Source organism: Streptomyces similanensis, assembly GCF_039543625.1.
In the GTDB taxonomy this organism is placed as follows: Bacteria; Actinomycetota; Actinomycetes; order Streptomycetales; family Streptomycetaceae; genus Streptomyces; species Streptomyces similanensis.
Genome location: NZ_BAABKC010000059.1, coordinates 1 through 15,383 on the forward strand (window position 1 = coordinate 1; position 15,383 = coordinate 15,383).

General features: G+C 73.3%; 13 protein-coding genes. 4 read left to right on the forward strand and 9 right to left on the reverse strand.

Going from position 1 to position 15,383, the window contains the following annotated elements; all coding sequences use genetic code 11:
* Window positions 1–300 precede the first annotated feature (300 nt).
* The gene (locus ABEB07_RS20320; RefSeq protein ID WP_345669657.1) at window positions 301–1,194 is read right to left on the reverse strand and encodes a helix-turn-helix transcriptional regulator; all 894 of its coding nucleotides are present in this window, start codon (window positions 1,192–1,194) and stop codon (window positions 301–303) included.
* A 104-nt stretch (window positions 1,195–1,298) separates the two neighbouring features.
* Between ABEB07_RS20320 and ABEB07_RS20325 the strand changes: the two genes are divergently transcribed.
* The gene (locus ABEB07_RS20325) at window positions 1,299–2,150 is read left to right on the forward strand and encodes an alpha/beta hydrolase (RefSeq protein WP_345669658.1); all 852 of its coding nucleotides are present in this window, start codon (window positions 1,299–1,301) and stop codon (window positions 2,148–2,150) included.
* A 401-nt stretch (window positions 2,151–2,551) separates the two neighbouring features.
* On the opposite strand, the gene ABEB07_RS20330 is transcribed toward ABEB07_RS20325, so the two are convergent.
* Window positions 2,552–3,064 carry an ATP-binding protein gene (locus ABEB07_RS20330; protein ID WP_345669659.1) on the reverse strand — a complete coding sequence of 171 codons (513 nt, stop codon included), beginning with the start codon at window positions 3,062–3,064 and terminating at the stop codon, window positions 2,552–2,554.
* A gap of 18 nt (window positions 3,065–3,082) precedes the next feature.
* Between ABEB07_RS20330 and ABEB07_RS20335 the strand changes: the two genes are divergently transcribed.
* On the forward strand, window positions 3,083–3,226 hold the full coding sequence (locus ABEB07_RS20335; RefSeq protein WP_345669660.1) for a hypothetical protein: 144 nt from the start codon (window positions 3,083–3,085) through the stop codon (window positions 3,224–3,226).
* Between the two features lie 223 nt (window positions 3,227–3,449).
* A complete protein-coding gene (locus tag ABEB07_RS20340; RefSeq protein WP_345669661.1) occupies window positions 3,450–5,312 on the forward strand; it encodes an aldo/keto reductase in 1,863 nt (620 codons plus the stop codon).
* Between the two features lie 131 nt (window positions 5,313–5,443).
* Here the strand turns inward: ABEB07_RS20340 and uriT are convergent, their stop codons facing one another.
* Together uriT and ABEB07_RS20350 are read right to left on the reverse strand one after the other, a co-directional pair.
* Window positions 5,444–6,865, reverse strand: a complete 1,422-nt coding sequence (uriT, locus tag ABEB07_RS20345; RefSeq protein ID WP_345669662.1) for a uridine transporter UriT — start codon at window positions 6,863–6,865, stop codon at window positions 5,444–5,446.
* Window positions 6,866–6,874: 9 nt separating this feature from the next.
* Window positions 6,875–7,846 carry a nucleoside hydrolase gene (locus ABEB07_RS20350; protein ID WP_345669664.1) on the reverse strand — a complete coding sequence of 324 codons (972 nt, stop codon included), beginning with the start codon at window positions 7,844–7,846 and terminating at the stop codon, window positions 6,875–6,877.
* 301 nt (window positions 7,847–8,147) lie between these two features.
* Here ABEB07_RS20350 and ABEB07_RS20355 point away from each other — a divergent pair, with 301 nt between their 5' ends.
* Complete coding sequence (locus tag ABEB07_RS20355; protein ID WP_345669665.1) at window positions 8,148–8,900, forward strand: GntR family transcriptional regulator; 753 nt, start codon at window positions 8,148–8,150, stop codon at window positions 8,898–8,900.
* A gap of 56 nt (window positions 8,901–8,956) precedes the next feature.
* Here ABEB07_RS20355 and ABEB07_RS20360 read toward each other — a convergent pair whose 3' ends face one another.
* From ABEB07_RS20360 to ABEB07_RS20380, 5 genes are all read right to left on the reverse strand, one after another.
* Window positions 8,957–9,505 (reverse strand): hypothetical protein, encoded by a 549-nt coding sequence (locus ABEB07_RS20360; RefSeq protein ID WP_345669666.1) that lies wholly within the window; start codon window positions 9,503–9,505, stop codon window positions 8,957–8,959.
* 98 nt (window positions 9,506–9,603) lie between these two features.
* Window positions 9,604–10,560, reverse strand: a complete 957-nt coding sequence (locus ABEB07_RS20365; RefSeq protein WP_345669667.1) for an ABC transporter substrate-binding protein — start codon at window positions 10,558–10,560, stop codon at window positions 9,604–9,606.
* Window position 10,561: 1 nt separating this feature from the next.
* Window positions 10,562–12,520 carry an ABC transporter permease subunit gene (locus ABEB07_RS20370; protein ID WP_345669668.1) on the reverse strand — a complete coding sequence of 653 codons (1,959 nt, stop codon included), beginning with the start codon at window positions 12,518–12,520 and terminating at the stop codon, window positions 10,562–10,564.
* Window positions 12,520–13,797 carry a quaternary amine ABC transporter ATP-binding protein gene (locus ABEB07_RS20375; RefSeq protein WP_345669669.1) on the reverse strand — a complete coding sequence of 426 codons (1,278 nt, stop codon included), beginning with the start codon at window positions 13,795–13,797 and terminating at the stop codon, window positions 12,520–12,522. Before ABEB07_RS20375 ends, ABEB07_RS20370 begins: the two co-directional genes overlap by 1 nt.
* On the reverse strand, window positions 13,794–15,326 hold the full coding sequence (locus tag ABEB07_RS20380; RefSeq protein WP_345669670.1) for a GMC family oxidoreductase: 1,533 nt from the start codon (window positions 15,324–15,326) through the stop codon (window positions 13,794–13,796). The genes ABEB07_RS20375 and ABEB07_RS20380 overlap by 4 nt, the downstream gene beginning before the upstream one ends.
* Between the last annotated feature and the right edge of the window lie 57 nt (window positions 15,327–15,383).

The following is a 15,383-nucleotide window of genomic DNA, read 5'->3' on the forward strand; positions in this document are numbered from 1 at the left end:
AAGCCTTACAGCGCCGATGGTACTGCAGGGGGGACCCTGTGGGAGAGTAGGACACCGCCGAACAAATTTCAGGGAAGACCCCGCACCGTATGGTGCGGGGTTTTCTGCGTTTATAGTGCACGTGGTTGGTCAGGACTGGGGGCGCCGTCCGTGGTTCGCCGGATGGTTGCGGCGGGTCTTCTTCTTGCGGCGTCGTTTCGAGGACATGCGAACCTCCTGATGAGGGACACGCGGGTGTTCTGCGGTCATGCTTCCACGGTCCTCCGGGCACCGCGATGCGCAAGCCGGCGGCGCCGTCCCCTAGCCCGGCGGGCGAGGACCCGCTCGGCGGTGATCGCCCGGCGTTGGCCGGGTGGTGTCGTGGCGGTGCCGCGGGCCGAGGACACGCAACTCGTCCAGCACCGTGGTGCCGCCGGGCGGAGGGGTGAAGATCCGCAGGCGCTGGTCGGCCGCGGGCGTCGCCAGCACCTCGCAGTCCAGGTCGATCCTGCCCAGGTCGGGATGGACGAGCCGGTACGGGTGCGACCTGCGTACGGCGACCTCGTGCCGGTCCCACAGCGCGGTGAACTCCGGGCTCGCGGCCCGCAGCCGCCCCACGAGCGAACGGGACGCCTCGTCGTCGCCACGACGGGTCGTCGCGGCCCGCAGGTCCGCGACCAACTGCCGGGCCTGCTCCTCGTGTTCCTCGACCGCGAAGTGATCGCGGACGCCGGGGTCGGTGAACCAGCTCAGCACGATGTTGCGGTCCTCCTCGGCGATCGTGCACACGCACCCGAACAGCGCGAGCGCCAGGTCGTTCTGCGCCAGCAGGTCGCCCAGATCGCTCACCACCTGCACGGGCACGCCGTCCAGACGGTCGAGGAGGTAGCGCAGGCCCGGCCGCAGGTACTCCCCGGCCCGCGCGCCCTCCGGCGGGCGGTGCCCGGCGAGCAGGTACAGATGGTCCCGCTCGTCCTCGGTCAGCCGCAGCGCGCCCGTCAGCGCGGCGAGCACCTGGACCGAGGGCTGGGGGCCGCGGGCCTGTTCGAGCCGCATGTAGTAGTCGGCTGACATGCCGGCGAGGACGGCGACCTCCTCGCGACGCAGGCCCGGGGTCCGCCGCCGCGGCCCCTCGACGAGCCCGACGTCGCGCGGCGTCAGCCGCTCGCGGCACCGGCGGAGGAAGTCGGCGAGGTCGGAACGCTTCGGTGTCATGTCCTTCTCAGGATATCGAGGTGGTGCCGGCGCGTCCTGGGACCGCCGGTCCTAGGCCAAGCGCTCCGCTGCCGCGCCGCCGGCGGCAGCGGCACGATCGGCACATGGCCGTCCAGAGCCTGTCCGACGAGAAGATCGGTGGTCGCCCCATGAGGGAATCCGTGCTGGAAGTGCCGGGCGCGCGACTGCGCTACGCCGTTCGCGGCGAGGGCCCCTTGCTGCTGCTCATCGCCGGGGGCCACCACGGCGCCGACGCGAACGAACCGCTCGCGCGCCATCTCGCCGACCGGTACACCGTCCTCACCTACGACCGGCGCGGCCTGTCGGGCAGCACCACCGACGCCCCCGCGACGACGCTCGCCACGCACGCCGATGACGTCTCCCGGCTGCTGTCCGCCCTCACGCCGGAACCCGCCCTCGTCCACGGCACCAGCCTCGGCGCCCTGATCTCGCTGGAGCTGACCGTCGGACACCCCGAGCAGGTCGCGGCGGTCGTCGCGCACGAACCGCCCGTCACACACCTGCTGCCCGAGCCCGAGCGCGCCGTAGCCCTCGGGCAGCTGCTCGGCGTCGAGGACACCTTCCGGAGGGAGGGCCCGGCCTCCGCGATGCGCGGGTTCGCGGCCGACATCGACATCGACCCGAACGACCGCGAGCCGGACGTTCCGGTACGCACCCCGGGGCCCGACCACCTGCGGAACGCGGAGGTCCTCCTCACGCACGACATGCCGGCCATCAGGGCGCACGTGCTCGACGTGGCCGCGCTCAAGGAATCACCCGCCCGTGTCGTGACCGCCGCCGGGGAGAAGTCGGGCCACGTGTGGCCGCACACGTGTGCCGCGATGCTCGCCGGGGAACTGGGGACGCGCCTGGAGATCTTCCCCGGCGGCCACAACGGATACGTCTTCCGGCCGCGCGGCACCGCGGAGCGCCTCCACGCGGTGCTCGGCTCCTGAGCGGCGACGCGCCCCGGCGGCCGCACCGCGGCGGACGCCCCAGCCGAGCAACGCCGGGCAGCGGACGGCGTCGCAACCCCGCAGCGGCGCTCCACAGCGCAACCCCGCTTCGGCTCTCCACAGCTCTACGACTCCGGCACCCCAGTCCCGAAGATCGCCCGGAGCCTCAAGGTGGCCCACCCGCCAGGTCTACGCCGGGAGTTGCCCTCGGGAAGTCGTCGGGAGTCACCCGGAACACGGGCCGACCAGCAGCGCCGATCCGCTTCGTCGGTTCGTGTCCGAGGTTCGTCCTCCCGGCGGCGGTGAAGCCGTCGATCCCCACGAGCGGGCGGCCCCGCCCGACATACAGGACGCGCTCGGGCACCCCCTCCGCGCGCGGGCCGCAGGCCCCCGGCGGACGCTCAGCCGGGCGGGACGGCCGCGTCGGCGATCCGGTATCCGACACCGGGGGTGGTGGCGATGACCGGCGGGTCGCCGAGTTTGCGGCGCAGGCGGCTGACGGTCACCGTGACGGTGATGGAGAGGCCGAGGCCGCTGCCCCGGCCGGTGCCGGTCCGGTCGGCGCCGAGGCGGCGGAAGGGCCGCGCGAGGTCCGCCACCCGCCGCTGGTCGAGGACCGGTCCGCCGGACTCCACGACGAGGGGCACGGCACCCGCCTCGTCTCCTCCGGCCCGTACCGCGACACTGATCCGGCCCCCGGTCTCGTTGTGCGTGATCGCGTTGTCGACCATGTTGTCCACCGCGCGGCGCAGCAGCGTCCGGCTGCCCCACACCCACGCGGAGCCGTCGATCCGGTCCTCCCGCACCCTCAGGCCCTTGGCCGCGACGTCCTGCGCCCGTCCGGCCAGGGCGGCCGACGCGAGGCGGTCCCGGTCGTCGCCCGGGTGGTCAACGACCCGGAGTGGCAGCGCCACCTCCAGCAGATCTCGCCCATGACGGACGGGCTCGCGATCCAGGCCACCGTCCCTCCGCACGAGCTGCCCATCGGCCCATGGGCCGGCCTGGGCGTGCTCGCCACCTGGGCCGCCGCCGCGCTGCTGGTCGGCGGCCTGGTGCTGCACGGGCGCGACGCGTAGCCGCATCGACCCGGCCGCGAGCACACCGGCCCAAGGTGTGAGCCGCCTTCGGAGCGGGAGCGGGCCCCTATAAGGTGGAGTGACCACGATGCCATCAACTGCCGGGAAAGCAGGGGCCGCTGGCGAAGAGGACGGTTCGGACACATCGCAGACGTCGGCGTGTACGGTCCGGCCCGCGCAGTGCTGAGCTGCGTACCGGCCGCAGCGCCCGTGAGAGGACGCGATGTACGCCAACGAACAGGCCCAGACCTCCGGGGGCGAGAAGCCTCGTCGTGTCGCAGCCGGGAAGCCGGCTCCGGACCGTGGCGCCTCTCCCGGCCTCCGCGTCCTGCAGAACGCCGCGGGCAACGCCGCCGTCCTCCAGATGCTCCGCGGCTCCGGCCACTCCTGGGCCCAGGAAGAGCACCAGCACAGCGCCGGCTGCGGCCACCAGCGGCAGGGCGGACAGCCGGCGCCGGCGCCGGTGCAGCGCTCCGCGGTCCACGACGTGCTGCGTACCCCAGGACATCCGCTGGACGAGCACACCCGCACGGACATGGAGGCCCGCCTCGGCGCCGACTTCGCGGGCGTACGCGTCCACGACGACTCGGAGGCCAAGGCGTCCGCGGCCGAGGTCGGCGCCCGCGCCTACACCAGCGGCGACCACATCGTCATCGGTGAGGGCGGTGCCGACAAGCACACGCTGGCCCACGAGTTGACCCACGTCATCCAGCAGCGCCAGGGACCGGTGTCCGGCACCGAACGCGGTGACGGCCTGCGCGTCTCCGATCCCTCGGACCGGTTCGAGCGCGAGGCCGAGGACACCGCCCGGCGGGCGCTGTCCGGCTCGGCGCCGGTCCAGCGGACGGCCGTGCCCGCCGCCGGACCGGCGCACCACGCGTCCCCCGTGGTGGCCCGGATGCCCGCGGCGGAGACCGGGACCGAGGTCAAGCCGTGGCTCGTCTTCGGAGTGGACGGACGCAGCAAGGGACAGCTGATCTCCGCCGTCGAGGCCGGGTACCGGCGCTTCGACACGGCGGAGAGCTACGGGAACACCGCGACCGTCGCCGAGGTGCTGGCCGACCTCCCCCGGGACAGTTACGAGATCCTCTACAAGTTCGACGTCCGCAAGACCGAGTCGGCCACTCAGCTGCGCGCCCGGCTGGAACGGACCGCCGCCCTGTTCGCCGGCCGGCTCGACACCCTGGTGATCCACAACGTGGACGCCGACCAGCGGCTCCTCACCGGGGCCTGGCAGGTCCTCAACGAGCTGAAGGGCGCCCGGGTCGCCCGGCAGATCGGGCTCGGCAACATCGGCGACAGCCACGCCGGACTGCTGGCCGAGCTGGACGGGGTGGACGTCGTGGAGAACTCGGTCGAGAGCGTGCTGCTCAGCGAGACCGTGGAGAAGGCGATCAAGGAGTCGGGCGCCCATCTGTACTACTACGACGTCATCAGGACGGCCCGGCAGATGGGCCTCGACCTGAGCTCGCCCAACGAGCTGAACGGCCTCATCTACACCATGGGCACCGTCTTCGGCAGCGCTGACGGGACGTCGTCCAACTCCTCGATGATCAGCAGCAGTTCGTCGTCCGACACCCAGGTGGCCAATCTCAAGGACTTCGGCGGCGGCCCCGACCACCCGGACTTCGCGGGGGACGACGAGTACGGGGCGATGGGCAAGATCGACCAGTGGCGGAAGCAGCAGAGCTCCGGCCAGAGCAACGACACCTCGTTCGCGCTGCGCCCCGGGCTCCACACGTGGCTGGTCGGCCTCTGCGAGGGGAACGCCGCCGACACCCTGCGCGGCGGCATCGTGAAGGCCGCCCAGGAGGAGGGCCGTTCGGTGGACCAGGCGTTCATCCGGGAGTGGCTGCTGAGCCAGGGCCACGTCACCGCCGACGACCTCACCTCGGTGAAGGTGCCGTCCCGGGTGGGACTGAAGCGGCGTTACATCGGCATGCCGCTGCTGGAGGCCCTGGCCGCGCTGTTCGGAGTGAAGAACTGCGACTGGAAGTGGTCCATCGAGCTGGTGCAGTTGATGCTCAGCGACACCGAGACGTGGAACTCCGCGATGCGGTTCGGGGCGGACGAGATCGTCCAGTAGTGAGCCCGACCGGTCCACGGCAAGGAGTGTGCACGGGAACGACCGCGGGCTCGTGAGCCCGCGGTCGTCCGGGCCGCCCGCCGGCGCCCGCGTGCGCGACGGCGCCCTTCCCGTCAGGCCCGTCAGGCCCGTCAGGCGGAGACCTCGGCGTCCTCGGGCCGCGGGACGAGGAAGGAGGCACCGAACGCGGCCACCACGACGACCACTCCGATGATCATCGCCGTGACATACCCGCCGGACGAGTCGCCGCCCGCCGGACTCCCCGCGACCTGCACGGCGGACAGCAGGGCGAAGCTCAGTCCGGCGCCCAGGCCGAACGCGGCCGAGACCAGTCCGGGCAGGAACCCGGGGTTCTCCTTCGGGGCGAGGACGACACCGAGCAGGTTCAGGACGATGTTGGCCACCCCCGCGTACGTCACGCCGAGCAGCACGGTGCAGGCGACCATCACCGGCATCGAGTGCACACCCGCGAGCGCCATGACCGCGATCACCACGGCACTGCCGGCCAGGCCCCAGCGCAGCATCCGCCGGTAGCCGAGGACCGGCGCCAGCCGTCCGGTGAACGGCCCCACCAGCCAGCCCACCAGCGCGAACGGTGTCAGGAAGACCACCGAGGCCAGGCTCGAACCCATACCGAAGCCCACCGTGTCGTTCTGCACGAACGACATCAGCACGCCGTTGACGGTGGCGAAGACGCCGATCAGGGTGAGCAGGGTGGTCAGCAGCGGCGCCCAGGTGGCGCGCCGGCGCAGGTCGTCGATCCGCACCAGAGGGTGCGCGCCGCGCTTCTCGGTCCGCCAGAACAACGCGAACGCCGCCACCGCGACGACCAGCAGGCCGATGGCCAGCGGCCAGTTCGCCGCACCCAGCTTCTCCGCCTGGTCGACGGCGACCAGCAGCGCCGCGACGCTCACCACGAGCGGGACCACGCCCGCCCAGTCCATCGGGGTCCCGGCGGACGGCCGGGACTCCGGGCAGCCCACCCGGACCAGCACCGCCGCGACGGCCGCGACGGCCGCGATCACCCAGAAGATGCTGCGGTAGCCGTGGTGGTCGGCGAGCCAGCCGCCCACCAGCGCGTCCACCCCGGCGATGCCGCCGTTGACGGCCGCGACCACACCCATCAGCGTGCCGAACCGCTTGGGGTCGGTGACCTCGGAGCGCAGCATCAGCAGGGAGATCTGCACCACGGGCCCGCAGGCGCCCTGCACGGCCCGCGCGATGTCGAGGACGGCGATGTTCGGGGCCAGCGCCGCGAGCACCGTGCCCGCCGCCATGAGGACCAGCATCCACTGCAGGACGCGCTTGCGGCCCACGATGTCGCTGAAGCGGGGCAGGAACAGCGAGAACATCGCGGACGCGGTGAAGAACACGGTCTGCGACAGGCCGGTGTTCGCCTCGTCGGTGTGCAGTTCCCGGGCCATGGTGACCAGGGCCGGGCTGAGCATGCTCGCGTTGAGCTGGAAGGCCGTGCACGCGGCGAGCAGCGCCGTCATCAGCGCCGCCGTCCCGGCCGCCGCCTTCGCCGGCCGGGTCGTCAGGTCAGTGGTCATCGCGCTGTCTCACTTCCGGACCTGGCAGAGCCGGTCGACGAGGAGGTCGGGGAAGGCGCCGTCGGTCTCCAGGACGACGGATGTGCGGGCGCCGGGCTGCTCGGGGTAGCCGAGGTAGAGGCCGCGGGTGTCCGCGACGAGGGCGCCGCGGGCCGCGCCGTCCGCGGTGTCGACGGTGACGTGCAGGCGCGGCGCGAGCTTCGGGGTGACCTCGCCGAGGGCGATGCCGGCCGCGAGCGGGTCGTGGCAGGCGGAGCCGCGGAAGGGCAGCGCGGTCTGCTCGTGGAAGGCGAAGTAGAAGTCGAGGATCTCGCCGGCGAGCCGGCTCACCGGCGTCCCGCCCGCGAGCAGCCGCTGCCGGTGCGCCTCGGTGAGGTTCTCCCGCATGGTCACGTCCAGCGGGACGAGGGTGAGGTCCCAGTCGGCGGCCAGCACCAGGGCGGCGGCCTCGGGGTCGTTGCCGATGTTGGCCTCGGCGACCGGGCTGATGTTGCCCGGGTGGTGGACGGCGCCGCCCATCACGGTGACGTGGGGGACCAGTTCCGGCAGCCGGGGCTCCTTGCGCAGGGCCAGCGCGAGGTTGGTCAGCGGAGCGGTGGCGAGGATGTGCAGGTTCCCGCCCGACTCCCGGGCGGTGTCGATGATGAGGTCCGCGGCGTGCCGCGGGTCCAGCGCGGCGGAGGGCGCGGGCAGGGTGACGCCGCCGAGCCCTCCCTCACCGTGGACGAAGCTCGCCTCGGGCTTCACGTCGCCGCGGAGGGTGGCCGCGGCGCCCGCGGCGACCGGGATGTCGGTGCGGCCGGCGACCTGGAGTACCTGGAGGGAGTTGCGAGCGGCCTGCTCGGCGCTGGTGTTGCCCGCGACCGTGGTGACCGCGCGCAGGTCGACACCGGGTGTCTGGCACAGGTACATCAGCGCGACGGCGTCGTCGACGCCGGTGTCGCAGTCCATGAGCAGCGGACGTGATGCGAGGACGGACATGTCGGCTCTTTCGGGGAGACTCGGGGCCACGCGGAGGCGTCACCCGTGGAACAGCCAGTCAAGTTGTCTGACAACTTTCGGAGGGCTGGCGAGAGGGTAGGCACGGCCTCGCCGTGAGCACAAGGGTGATGCCGCACACGTCGCCTTCCCGTATCGACGGGGAGTGGGCGCAGTTCACGCGGGCGGAGGGCGAGCGCCCGGAGTGGAGGAGGCGGCGGGACGGCCGACGCTCCTGCGGGCTATTCTTGACCGAGCCGGACGCCGGACCGCGATATATGTCAGACATATAAGGGGAGCCTCGATGCCTCAGCAGGGAGACCGCCGCCACTCACCCCGCGTCGAGCTCTACCAGCGCATCGTCGCGGCCATCGACGACGGCACCTTCCCCCCGGGCGCCCGGCTGCCCTCCGAACCCGCCCTCGCCGTACGGCTCGGCGTCAGCCGCCCGGCCCTGCGCGAGGTGCTGATCCTGCTGCAGGAGGACGGCGTCATCACCCGCCGGCAGGGCTCCGGCAGCACCGTGAACCAGCTGCCGCCCGCGCCGGGCCTGGAGCGTCTGCTCCCCGTCGAGACGCTGCTCGGCCCCGGGACCGTACGCTGCCGCCGCCTCGCGGTCGAGCTGGAGGAGCCCACGGACTTCTCCGGCTTCCACCTGCGCCTGGCGCCCTCGGCACGCACCTGCTTCTGGGAGACGGTCGTCGACGTCGACGGCGCCGCGGCGTGTTTCGCGCACGAGTGGGCGGCCGACGCGGAGACCCTGCGCACCGTCGACCCGGCCCTGGCCGCGGCGGTCGGCGCCGGACCCGCCGCACCGGACCGGACGGCCACCATGCTCTCCGTCCTCCTCGACGCCGCCGGCGTGCCGATGTCCTCCCGCAGCACCCTGGGCGCCACCGTGCTCGGCAAGGAACGCGGTGCGGCCATCTCCCGGCCCGCGGAGACACCGGCACTCCTGCTCACCCAGACCGTCTCCGTCTCGGGCCGGCCGGTGCTGGCCGCCAAGTACCTGTTCCCGGCCGGGGCCCCGCTGCTGCACCTGGCGCCGCGCCGCTGACCTGGTCGGACGTACGCCGGGCGGGGGCCGGCCGTCCGGCGGGCGAGGGCGTGCCTTTACGTGCGAGCGTCGCGCGGCCCGCGTGCGACGAGCGGTCGGCCGCCGTCCTCCGGCAGGACGACGACGTACCGCCACGAGCCGTCCTCGACGCGGGCCACGCCGATCGTCGCAGCGGCGTCGAGAGCGTCACAGACGGGTCCCACCCCGTCGGTCAGCTCGTCGCGCCGCACGTAGTGCCTCGCCGAGGTCGCCGCCGGGCCGTTGATCCACAACGCGACCCTCGCGCCCTCGCGGAGCGCGGTGAGGAGGTCGTCGCGGACCCGCCCCGGAGCGGCGGCCCGCACCCTGTCGTGGAGGCGTTCCTGTGCGCACGGCTCCGTCGGGGCGGCTTCGGCCTGCCGGCGGCACCGCCGACACGCGTGCGGGGCGGCGGGATCGAACCGGTGCAGACAGCGGGTGGTGTGCCGTGCCGCGATCCCGCACAGGGTCCCGCGCGCGCCGACCGCGTGCTCGACGCCAGGAGCGCCGTTCACCTCACAGGCGCCGAATCGGGCCGGCTCGCGCGCCGCGGCGAACGACCAGCCGTCGGCCGGGACGTCGATCATGCGGTCGAGCTTGCCACAGTCGTTCCCCGAGGACGCAACCCACCCGGTCGGCGACCGGCCCGCACGGCGTCGCCGCCGGGCCGGGGTCCGGCCGTCGGTCAGGACAGCCAGCGCTTCCACACCTCCGGGTGGCCCCGCACCCACGTGCGCGCCGCGTCCTGCGGGCTCATCCTCTGATCGGCGATCATCAGCGAGACCTCGTTCTGGTCCTCGGTGGTCCACCGGAACTTCTTCAGGAAGGCGGCCGCCTTGCCGCCGGACTTGGCGAAGTCCGCGTTGAGGAACTTCTTCAGCGGCGTGTGCGGGTAGGCGCAGGCCACCTTCGCCGGGTCCGCGTCGCACCCCTCCTTGTACGGCGGCAGCCTCACCTCCGTCATGGGGACCTTCTTCGACAGCCACTGGGGCGTGTACCAGTACGTCAGGAAGGGCTTCTCGTCCTTGGCGAACTGTTTCATCTGGGTGATCTGCGCCGCCTCGGAACCGGCGAACACCACCTGGTAGTCCAGCTTCAGATTGGCCACCAGCGCCTTGTCGTTGGTGACGTAGGACGGGGAGCCGTCCATCAGCTGGCCCTTGCCGCCGCTCTCCGCGGTGCGGAACAGGGAGGCGTACTTGTCGAGGTTGCGCCAGTCGGTGATGTCGGGGTGCCGCTTCGCCAGGTACGTCGGCACGAACCAGCCGATGTGGCCGGTCACCCCGAGTTCGCCCGCGTCGGTGATGGTCTTCTTGTCCGCGACGTACCGCTTCTCCTGGTCGGGGTGGCCCCAGTCCTCCAGGAGGGCGTCGACCCGGCCCTGGCTGAGCGCGTCCCAGGCCGGCACCTCGTCGACCTGCACCGTGTCGACGCGGTAGCCCAGCTCGTGCTCCAGGACGTACTGCGCGACGGCCACATTGGACTGCGCGCCCACCCAGGACTGCACGGACAGGGTGACGGTCTTCGAGCCCCGCGCGTTGGCGAACGGGCTGGCCTGCTTGGTCATGTCGGCGGCGCCGCAGCCGGCGGTCAATCCCAGCGCGGCGACGGCGGCGACCGGGGCGGTGGTACGGAATCGCATGTCAGGCTCCCTTCCTGGCGTGGCGCTCCACCGGCTGGGTCACCCGGTCGAGCATCAGACCCAGGCACACGATGGCCGCGCCGGCCACCAGACCGGTCGCCAGGTCGCCCTGGGCCAGGCCGAACACCACGTTGTAGCCGAGCGCTCCGCCGCCGACGAGACCGCCGACGACGACCACGGCGAGCACGAGCACCACGCACTGGTTGACGGCGAGCAGCAGGGCGCGCCGGGCGAGCGGCAGTTGCACCTGCCACAACTGCTGGGCGCCGGTGGCCCCCAGCGAGCGCGCCGCCTCCAGCGCGCCCGGATCGACCTGGCGCAGCCCCTGGCCGACGATGCGGATGACGGCGGGCAGGGCGTAGACCACGGCGGCGGCCGCGGCGGGGGCGCGGCCGACGCCGAACAGCGCCACGACCGGGATCAGGTACACGAACTGCGGCATGGTCTGGCAGACGTCGAGCACCGGGCGCAGCATCCGTTCGCACCGGGCGCTGCGGGCGGCGGCCACGGCGGCGCCGAAGCCGATCACCAGGGTGACGGCCACCGCGGCCAGCACCTGGGAGAGCGTGTCGAGGGACGGCTTCCACACCCCGAGGACGCCGATCGCCGCCATGGCCAGCGTCGCGGTGAGCGCGGTGCGCCAGGTGCCGATCAGCCAGGCCACCGCCGCGACGACGAGGAGCAGGGCCCACCAGGGCAGCCACTGGAGGCCGTCGCGGATCGGGTCCAGCACCCAGGTGGTGAAGTGGGCGGCCCAGTCGGCGGTGCCGCCGACGACGGGGACCCCGCTGTAGAGGTGGTCGACCATCCAGTCCTTGGCGGTGTTCACCGGCGCCGCGATGTCGGCGACCCAGCCGCCCGGCCAGGTCAGGGCGCCCGTGAGCCGGCCGAGCAGGACCACGGCGGCCAGGACCGCGGCCAGGACGGCGCGGCGGGCCGCCGTCCGCCCCGGTGCGGCTTCGGCGCCCTCGCCCAGGCGTTCGCCGACGGCGGCGGTGACGCGGTCGAGCACGACGGCGAGCAGCACGATGGGGATGCCGGCCGCCAGCGCGGCGCCCACGTCGACGGAGGCCAGCGCCTGGTAGACGCGGTCGCCGAGGCCGCCGGCGCCGATCATGGACGCGATCACCGCCATGGAGAGCGCCATCATGATGGTCTGGTTGACGCCCAGCATGATCTCCTTGCGGGCGAGCGGCAGCCGGGCGGTCAGCAGCCGCTGCCGGAAGGTGGCGCCGAGCGACGCCACCGCTTCCATCACCCCGGGGTCGGCGGCCCGCAGACCGAGCGAGGTCAGCCGTGCCATGGGCGGGGCCGCGTACACGACCGTGGCGAGGACGGCCGCGGGCACGCCGATGCCGAAGACCAGGACGACGGGCAGCAGGTAGGCGAAGGCGGGGAGCACCTGCATGGTGTCCAGGACGGGGCGCAGGGCCCGGTCGAGGCGGTCGGAGAGTCCGGCGGCGAGCCCGAGGAGCATGCCGAGGGCGAGGGAGGCGAGGACGGCGACGACCATGAGCGCGAGCGTCTGCATGGTCGGCACCCACATGCCGAGCGCGCCGCAGGCGAGGAAGGCGGCGGCGGTGCCGGCGGCGAGGCGGACGCCGGCCACGCGCCAGGCGACGAGGGCGCCGAAGACCGTGACGCCGGCCCAGCCGGCGGCCAGCAGGGTCAGGTAGACGGCGCGGACGCAGAGGACGACCGCGTTGCTGACGTAGCCGAAGAAGTACAGGAACAGGGGGTGGCTGTCCCGGTTGTCGACGACCCAGTCGCTCGCGGAGGCGAGCGGTTCGGAGAGGTCGACGGTGAGGGCGTGCGGCCAGGCGGCGCCGGGCCAGCGGGCGGCGGCCCAGGGGGCGAGGACGGCGGCGAACAGGGCGAGCAGGAGGAGCTTGCCCAGGGCCCGGCTGCGCAGCAGGCGGTCGGCGCCGAGGCGGGAGGCGGGGACGGAGAGCGTGGCCATCAGATCGCCTCCGTACCGGTGCGCGGCGGGGTGGGGGACGCCGGGGCGCGCCGCCCGCCGGCTCCCGCGGTCCGCGCGCCGGACGCGGCCTCGGGTGTCGCGGCCGCGGGGACCGGACCGGCACCGGGCGCGCCGGGCTTCCCGGGGGGAGCGGTCACGGCGGGCGCGGGGGCTCCGGCGCCGGCCGGGACGGTGTCCGGTCGCGCCGGGCCGGCCGGGTCGGCCGTTCCGGCGACCACGCCCAGCAGGGTGTCGGAGTCCACCACGCCCAGGCACCGGCCCGCGTCCATGACCCGGGCCGCGGTGCCCGCGCGGGCCACCGCCTCGATCGCCTCCGCGACCGTGGCCTCGGGCCGGACCGCGGGGCCGCCGGCCGCGTCCGCCGCGGACGCGGGGCGCATGGCCGTACGGACCGTCAGCACCTGTTCGCGCGGCACGTCCCGGACGAACGCGCGGACGTAGTCGTCCGCGGGGGAGCCGACGATCTCCTCGGGGGTGCCCAGCTGGACGACCCGCCCGTCGCGCATCAGGGCGATCCGGTCGCCGAGCTTGAGGGCCTCGGAGAGGTCGTGGGTGATGAAGACCATCGTGCGGCCCTCCTCGCGGTGCAGGCGGACCACCTCTTCCTGCATGTCGCGCCGGATGAGCGGGTCGAGGGCGCTGAACGGCTCGTCGAACAGCAGCACTTCGGGGTCCACGGCCAGGGCGCGGGCCAGCCCCACCCGCTGGCGCTGGCCGCCGGAGAGCTGGCCGGGCCGGCGCTTCTCCATGCCTTCGAGGCCCACCTTGGCGACGACCTCGGCGGCCCGCTCGCGCCGCTCGGACCTGCCGACGCCCTGGATCTCCAGGCCGTAGGCGACGTTGTCGAGGACCGTGCGGTGCGGGAGCAGGCCGAAGTGCTGGAAGACCATGGCGGCGCGGTGCCGGCGCAGTTCGCGCAGGCGGCCCTTGTCCATCGCGCGGACGTCCTCGCCGTCGATGGCGATCGTGCCGGCCGTCGGCTCGATCAGCCGGGTCAGACAGCGCACGAGGGTGGACTTGCCGGAGCCGGACAGGCCCATCACGACGAAGACCTCGCCCTTCAGGACATCGAAGGAGACGTCGCGGACGGCGGCGGTGCAGCCGGTGCGCGCCCGCAGTCCGGCGGCGTCCAGGGCGCTCAGCTCGGGGTCGGCGGGGACGCGGTCGGCCTTGGGGCCGAACACCTTCCACAGGCCGTCCACGGAGAAGACGGGGGCGTCGGTGGGGGGCTTGCGGGTGGGGACGGTGAGCGTCATCGGGACTCGCCTCCGATCAGGTCGACGGCCTTCTCCCCGACCATGAGCACCCCGATCATCGGGTTCACGGCGGGCATGGCCGGGAAGACGGACGCGTCGGCGACGCGGATGCCGGACAGGCCGCGCACGCGCAGCCGCGGGTCGACCACGGCCAGCGCGTCGTCGGCGGCGCCCATCCGGCAGGTGCCGGCCGGGTGGTAGACCGTGTGCGCGACCTTGCGGGCGTACTCGCTCAGTTCGGCGTCGCCGACGATCCCCGGGCCGGGGCAGACCTCGCGCTTGAGCCAGCCGGCCAGCGGCTCGGACGCGGCGATCCGGCGGGCGATGCGGAGGCCGTCGACGAGGGTGCGGGCGTCGTAGTCCTCCTCGTCGGTGAAGTAGCGGAAGTCCAGGGCAGGCTTCACCGACGGGTCGGCGCTGGTCAGGTACAGCCGGCCGCGGCTCCTGGGCTTGGGGATGTTGGGGGTCATCGAGACGCCGTACGCGGGCCGTTCGTAGCCGAGGCGCTCGGGGTTGTCCGTGAACGGTATCTGGTAGAAGTGGAACATCAGGTCCGGGCCGGGCTGTTGGGGGTCGCGGCGCACGAACAGGCCGGCGTCGGAGTCCATCGCGGAGTTCTCCGGGATCGGGCCGTTCGTCTCCCAGACGATCACCGACTCGGGGTGGTCGAGCAGATTCTCGCCGACGCCCGGCAGATCGTGCGCGACCGGGATGCCGAGCGCCTCCAGCTGGGCGCGGGGGCCGATGCCCGAATGCAGCAGCAGCCGCGGGGAGTCGACGGCGCCGGCGCACAGGACGACCTCGTGACGGGCCCGCACCAGCAGTTCCTCGCCGTCCTTGGTGCGCACGTGGACGCCCTCGGCGCGGGCGCCGTCCAGCTCCAGGCGGAACGCCCAGGTCTCCAGGAAGATACGGAGGTTGGGGCGGTCGTCCATCACCGGGTGCAGATACGCGACGGAGGCGGAGGAGCGCTTGTTGTCCTCCGGGTGGTAGGCCAGGTCGAAGAAGCCGACGCCCTCGGTGAACGGCTTCTCGTTGAAGCCCTCCACGCGGGGCACCCCGAGGGCCGTCTCGGCGGCGTCGACGAAGTCGCGCGCGATGGCGTTGCGGTCCTTCTCGTCGACGGAGACGATGTTGTTCTTCAGCCGGGCGAAGTAGGGCTCCATGGGGACGGCGCCCCAGCCCTCGGCGCCGGCCCGCTCCCACTCGTCCCAGTCGGAGGGGAGCGGCTTGAAGGAGATCAGGGTGTTGTGCGAGGAGCAGCCGCCGAGCACGCGCGCCCGGCTGTGCCGTATGTGGGAGTTGCCGCGCGGCTGTTCGGTGGTCGGGTAGTCGTAGTCGAGGTCGCCGCCGAGCAGGCCCATCCAGCGGCGCAGGGTGAGGACGTCGTCGCGGCCGACGTCGCTCGGGCCGCCCTCGATGACGGCGACGGTGACGTCCGGGTCCTCGGTGAGCCGGGCGGCGATCACGGAGCCTGCGGTGCCGCCGCCGATGACGACGTAGTCGAACTCGTGGGTGTGATCCGGCATGCGGTGGTTACTCCTGCGGTGTGGGAGGACGTGCGGTGGACTGCGGCGGGTTCGCCG

What these genes read in the sequence shown, in the direction of transcription:
- ABEB07_RS20340 (WP_345669661.1), top strand. Translation starts at nt 3,450, where the DNA reads ATGTACGCCAACGAACAGGCCCAGACCTCCGGGGGCGAGAAGCCTCGT.
- ABEB07_RS20335 (WP_345669660.1), top strand. Translation starts at nt 3,083, where the DNA reads ATGACGGACGGGCTCGCGATCCAGGCCACCGTCCCTCCGCACGAGCTG.
- ABEB07_RS20370 (WP_345669668.1), bottom strand. Translation starts at nt 12,520, where the DNA reads ATGGCCACGCTCTCCGTCCCCGCCTCCCGCCTCGGCGCCGACCGCCTG.
- ABEB07_RS20365 (WP_345669667.1), bottom strand. Translation starts at nt 10,560, where the DNA reads ATGCGATTCCGTACCACCGCCCCGGTCGCCGCCGTCGCCGCGCTGGGA.
- ABEB07_RS20375 (WP_345669669.1), bottom strand. Translation starts at nt 13,797, where the DNA reads ATGACGCTCACCGTCCCCACCCGCAAGCCCCCCACCGACGCCCCCGTC.
- ABEB07_RS20320 (WP_345669657.1), bottom strand. Translation starts at nt 1,194, where the DNA reads ATGACACCGAAGCGTTCCGACCTCGCCGACTTCCTCCGCCGGTGCCGC.
- uriT (WP_345669662.1), bottom strand. Translation starts at nt 6,865, where the DNA reads ATGACCACTGACCTGACGACCCGGCCGGCGAAGGCGGCGGCCGGGACG.
- ABEB07_RS20325 (WP_345669658.1), top strand. Translation starts at nt 1,299, where the DNA reads ATGGCCGTCCAGAGCCTGTCCGACGAGAAGATCGGTGGTCGCCCCATG.
- ABEB07_RS20350 (WP_345669664.1), bottom strand. Translation starts at nt 7,846, where the DNA reads ATGTCCGTCCTCGCATCACGTCCGCTGCTCATGGACTGCGACACCGGC.
- ABEB07_RS20360 (WP_345669666.1), bottom strand. Translation starts at nt 9,505, where the DNA reads ATGATCGACGTCCCGGCCGACGGCTGGTCGTTCGCCGCGGCGCGCGAG.
- ABEB07_RS20380 (WP_345669670.1), bottom strand. Translation starts at nt 15,326, where the DNA reads ATGCCGGATCACACCCACGAGTTCGACTACGTCGTCATCGGCGGCGGC.
- ABEB07_RS20355 (WP_345669665.1), top strand. Translation starts at nt 8,148, where the DNA reads ATGCCTCAGCAGGGAGACCGCCGCCACTCACCCCGCGTCGAGCTCTAC.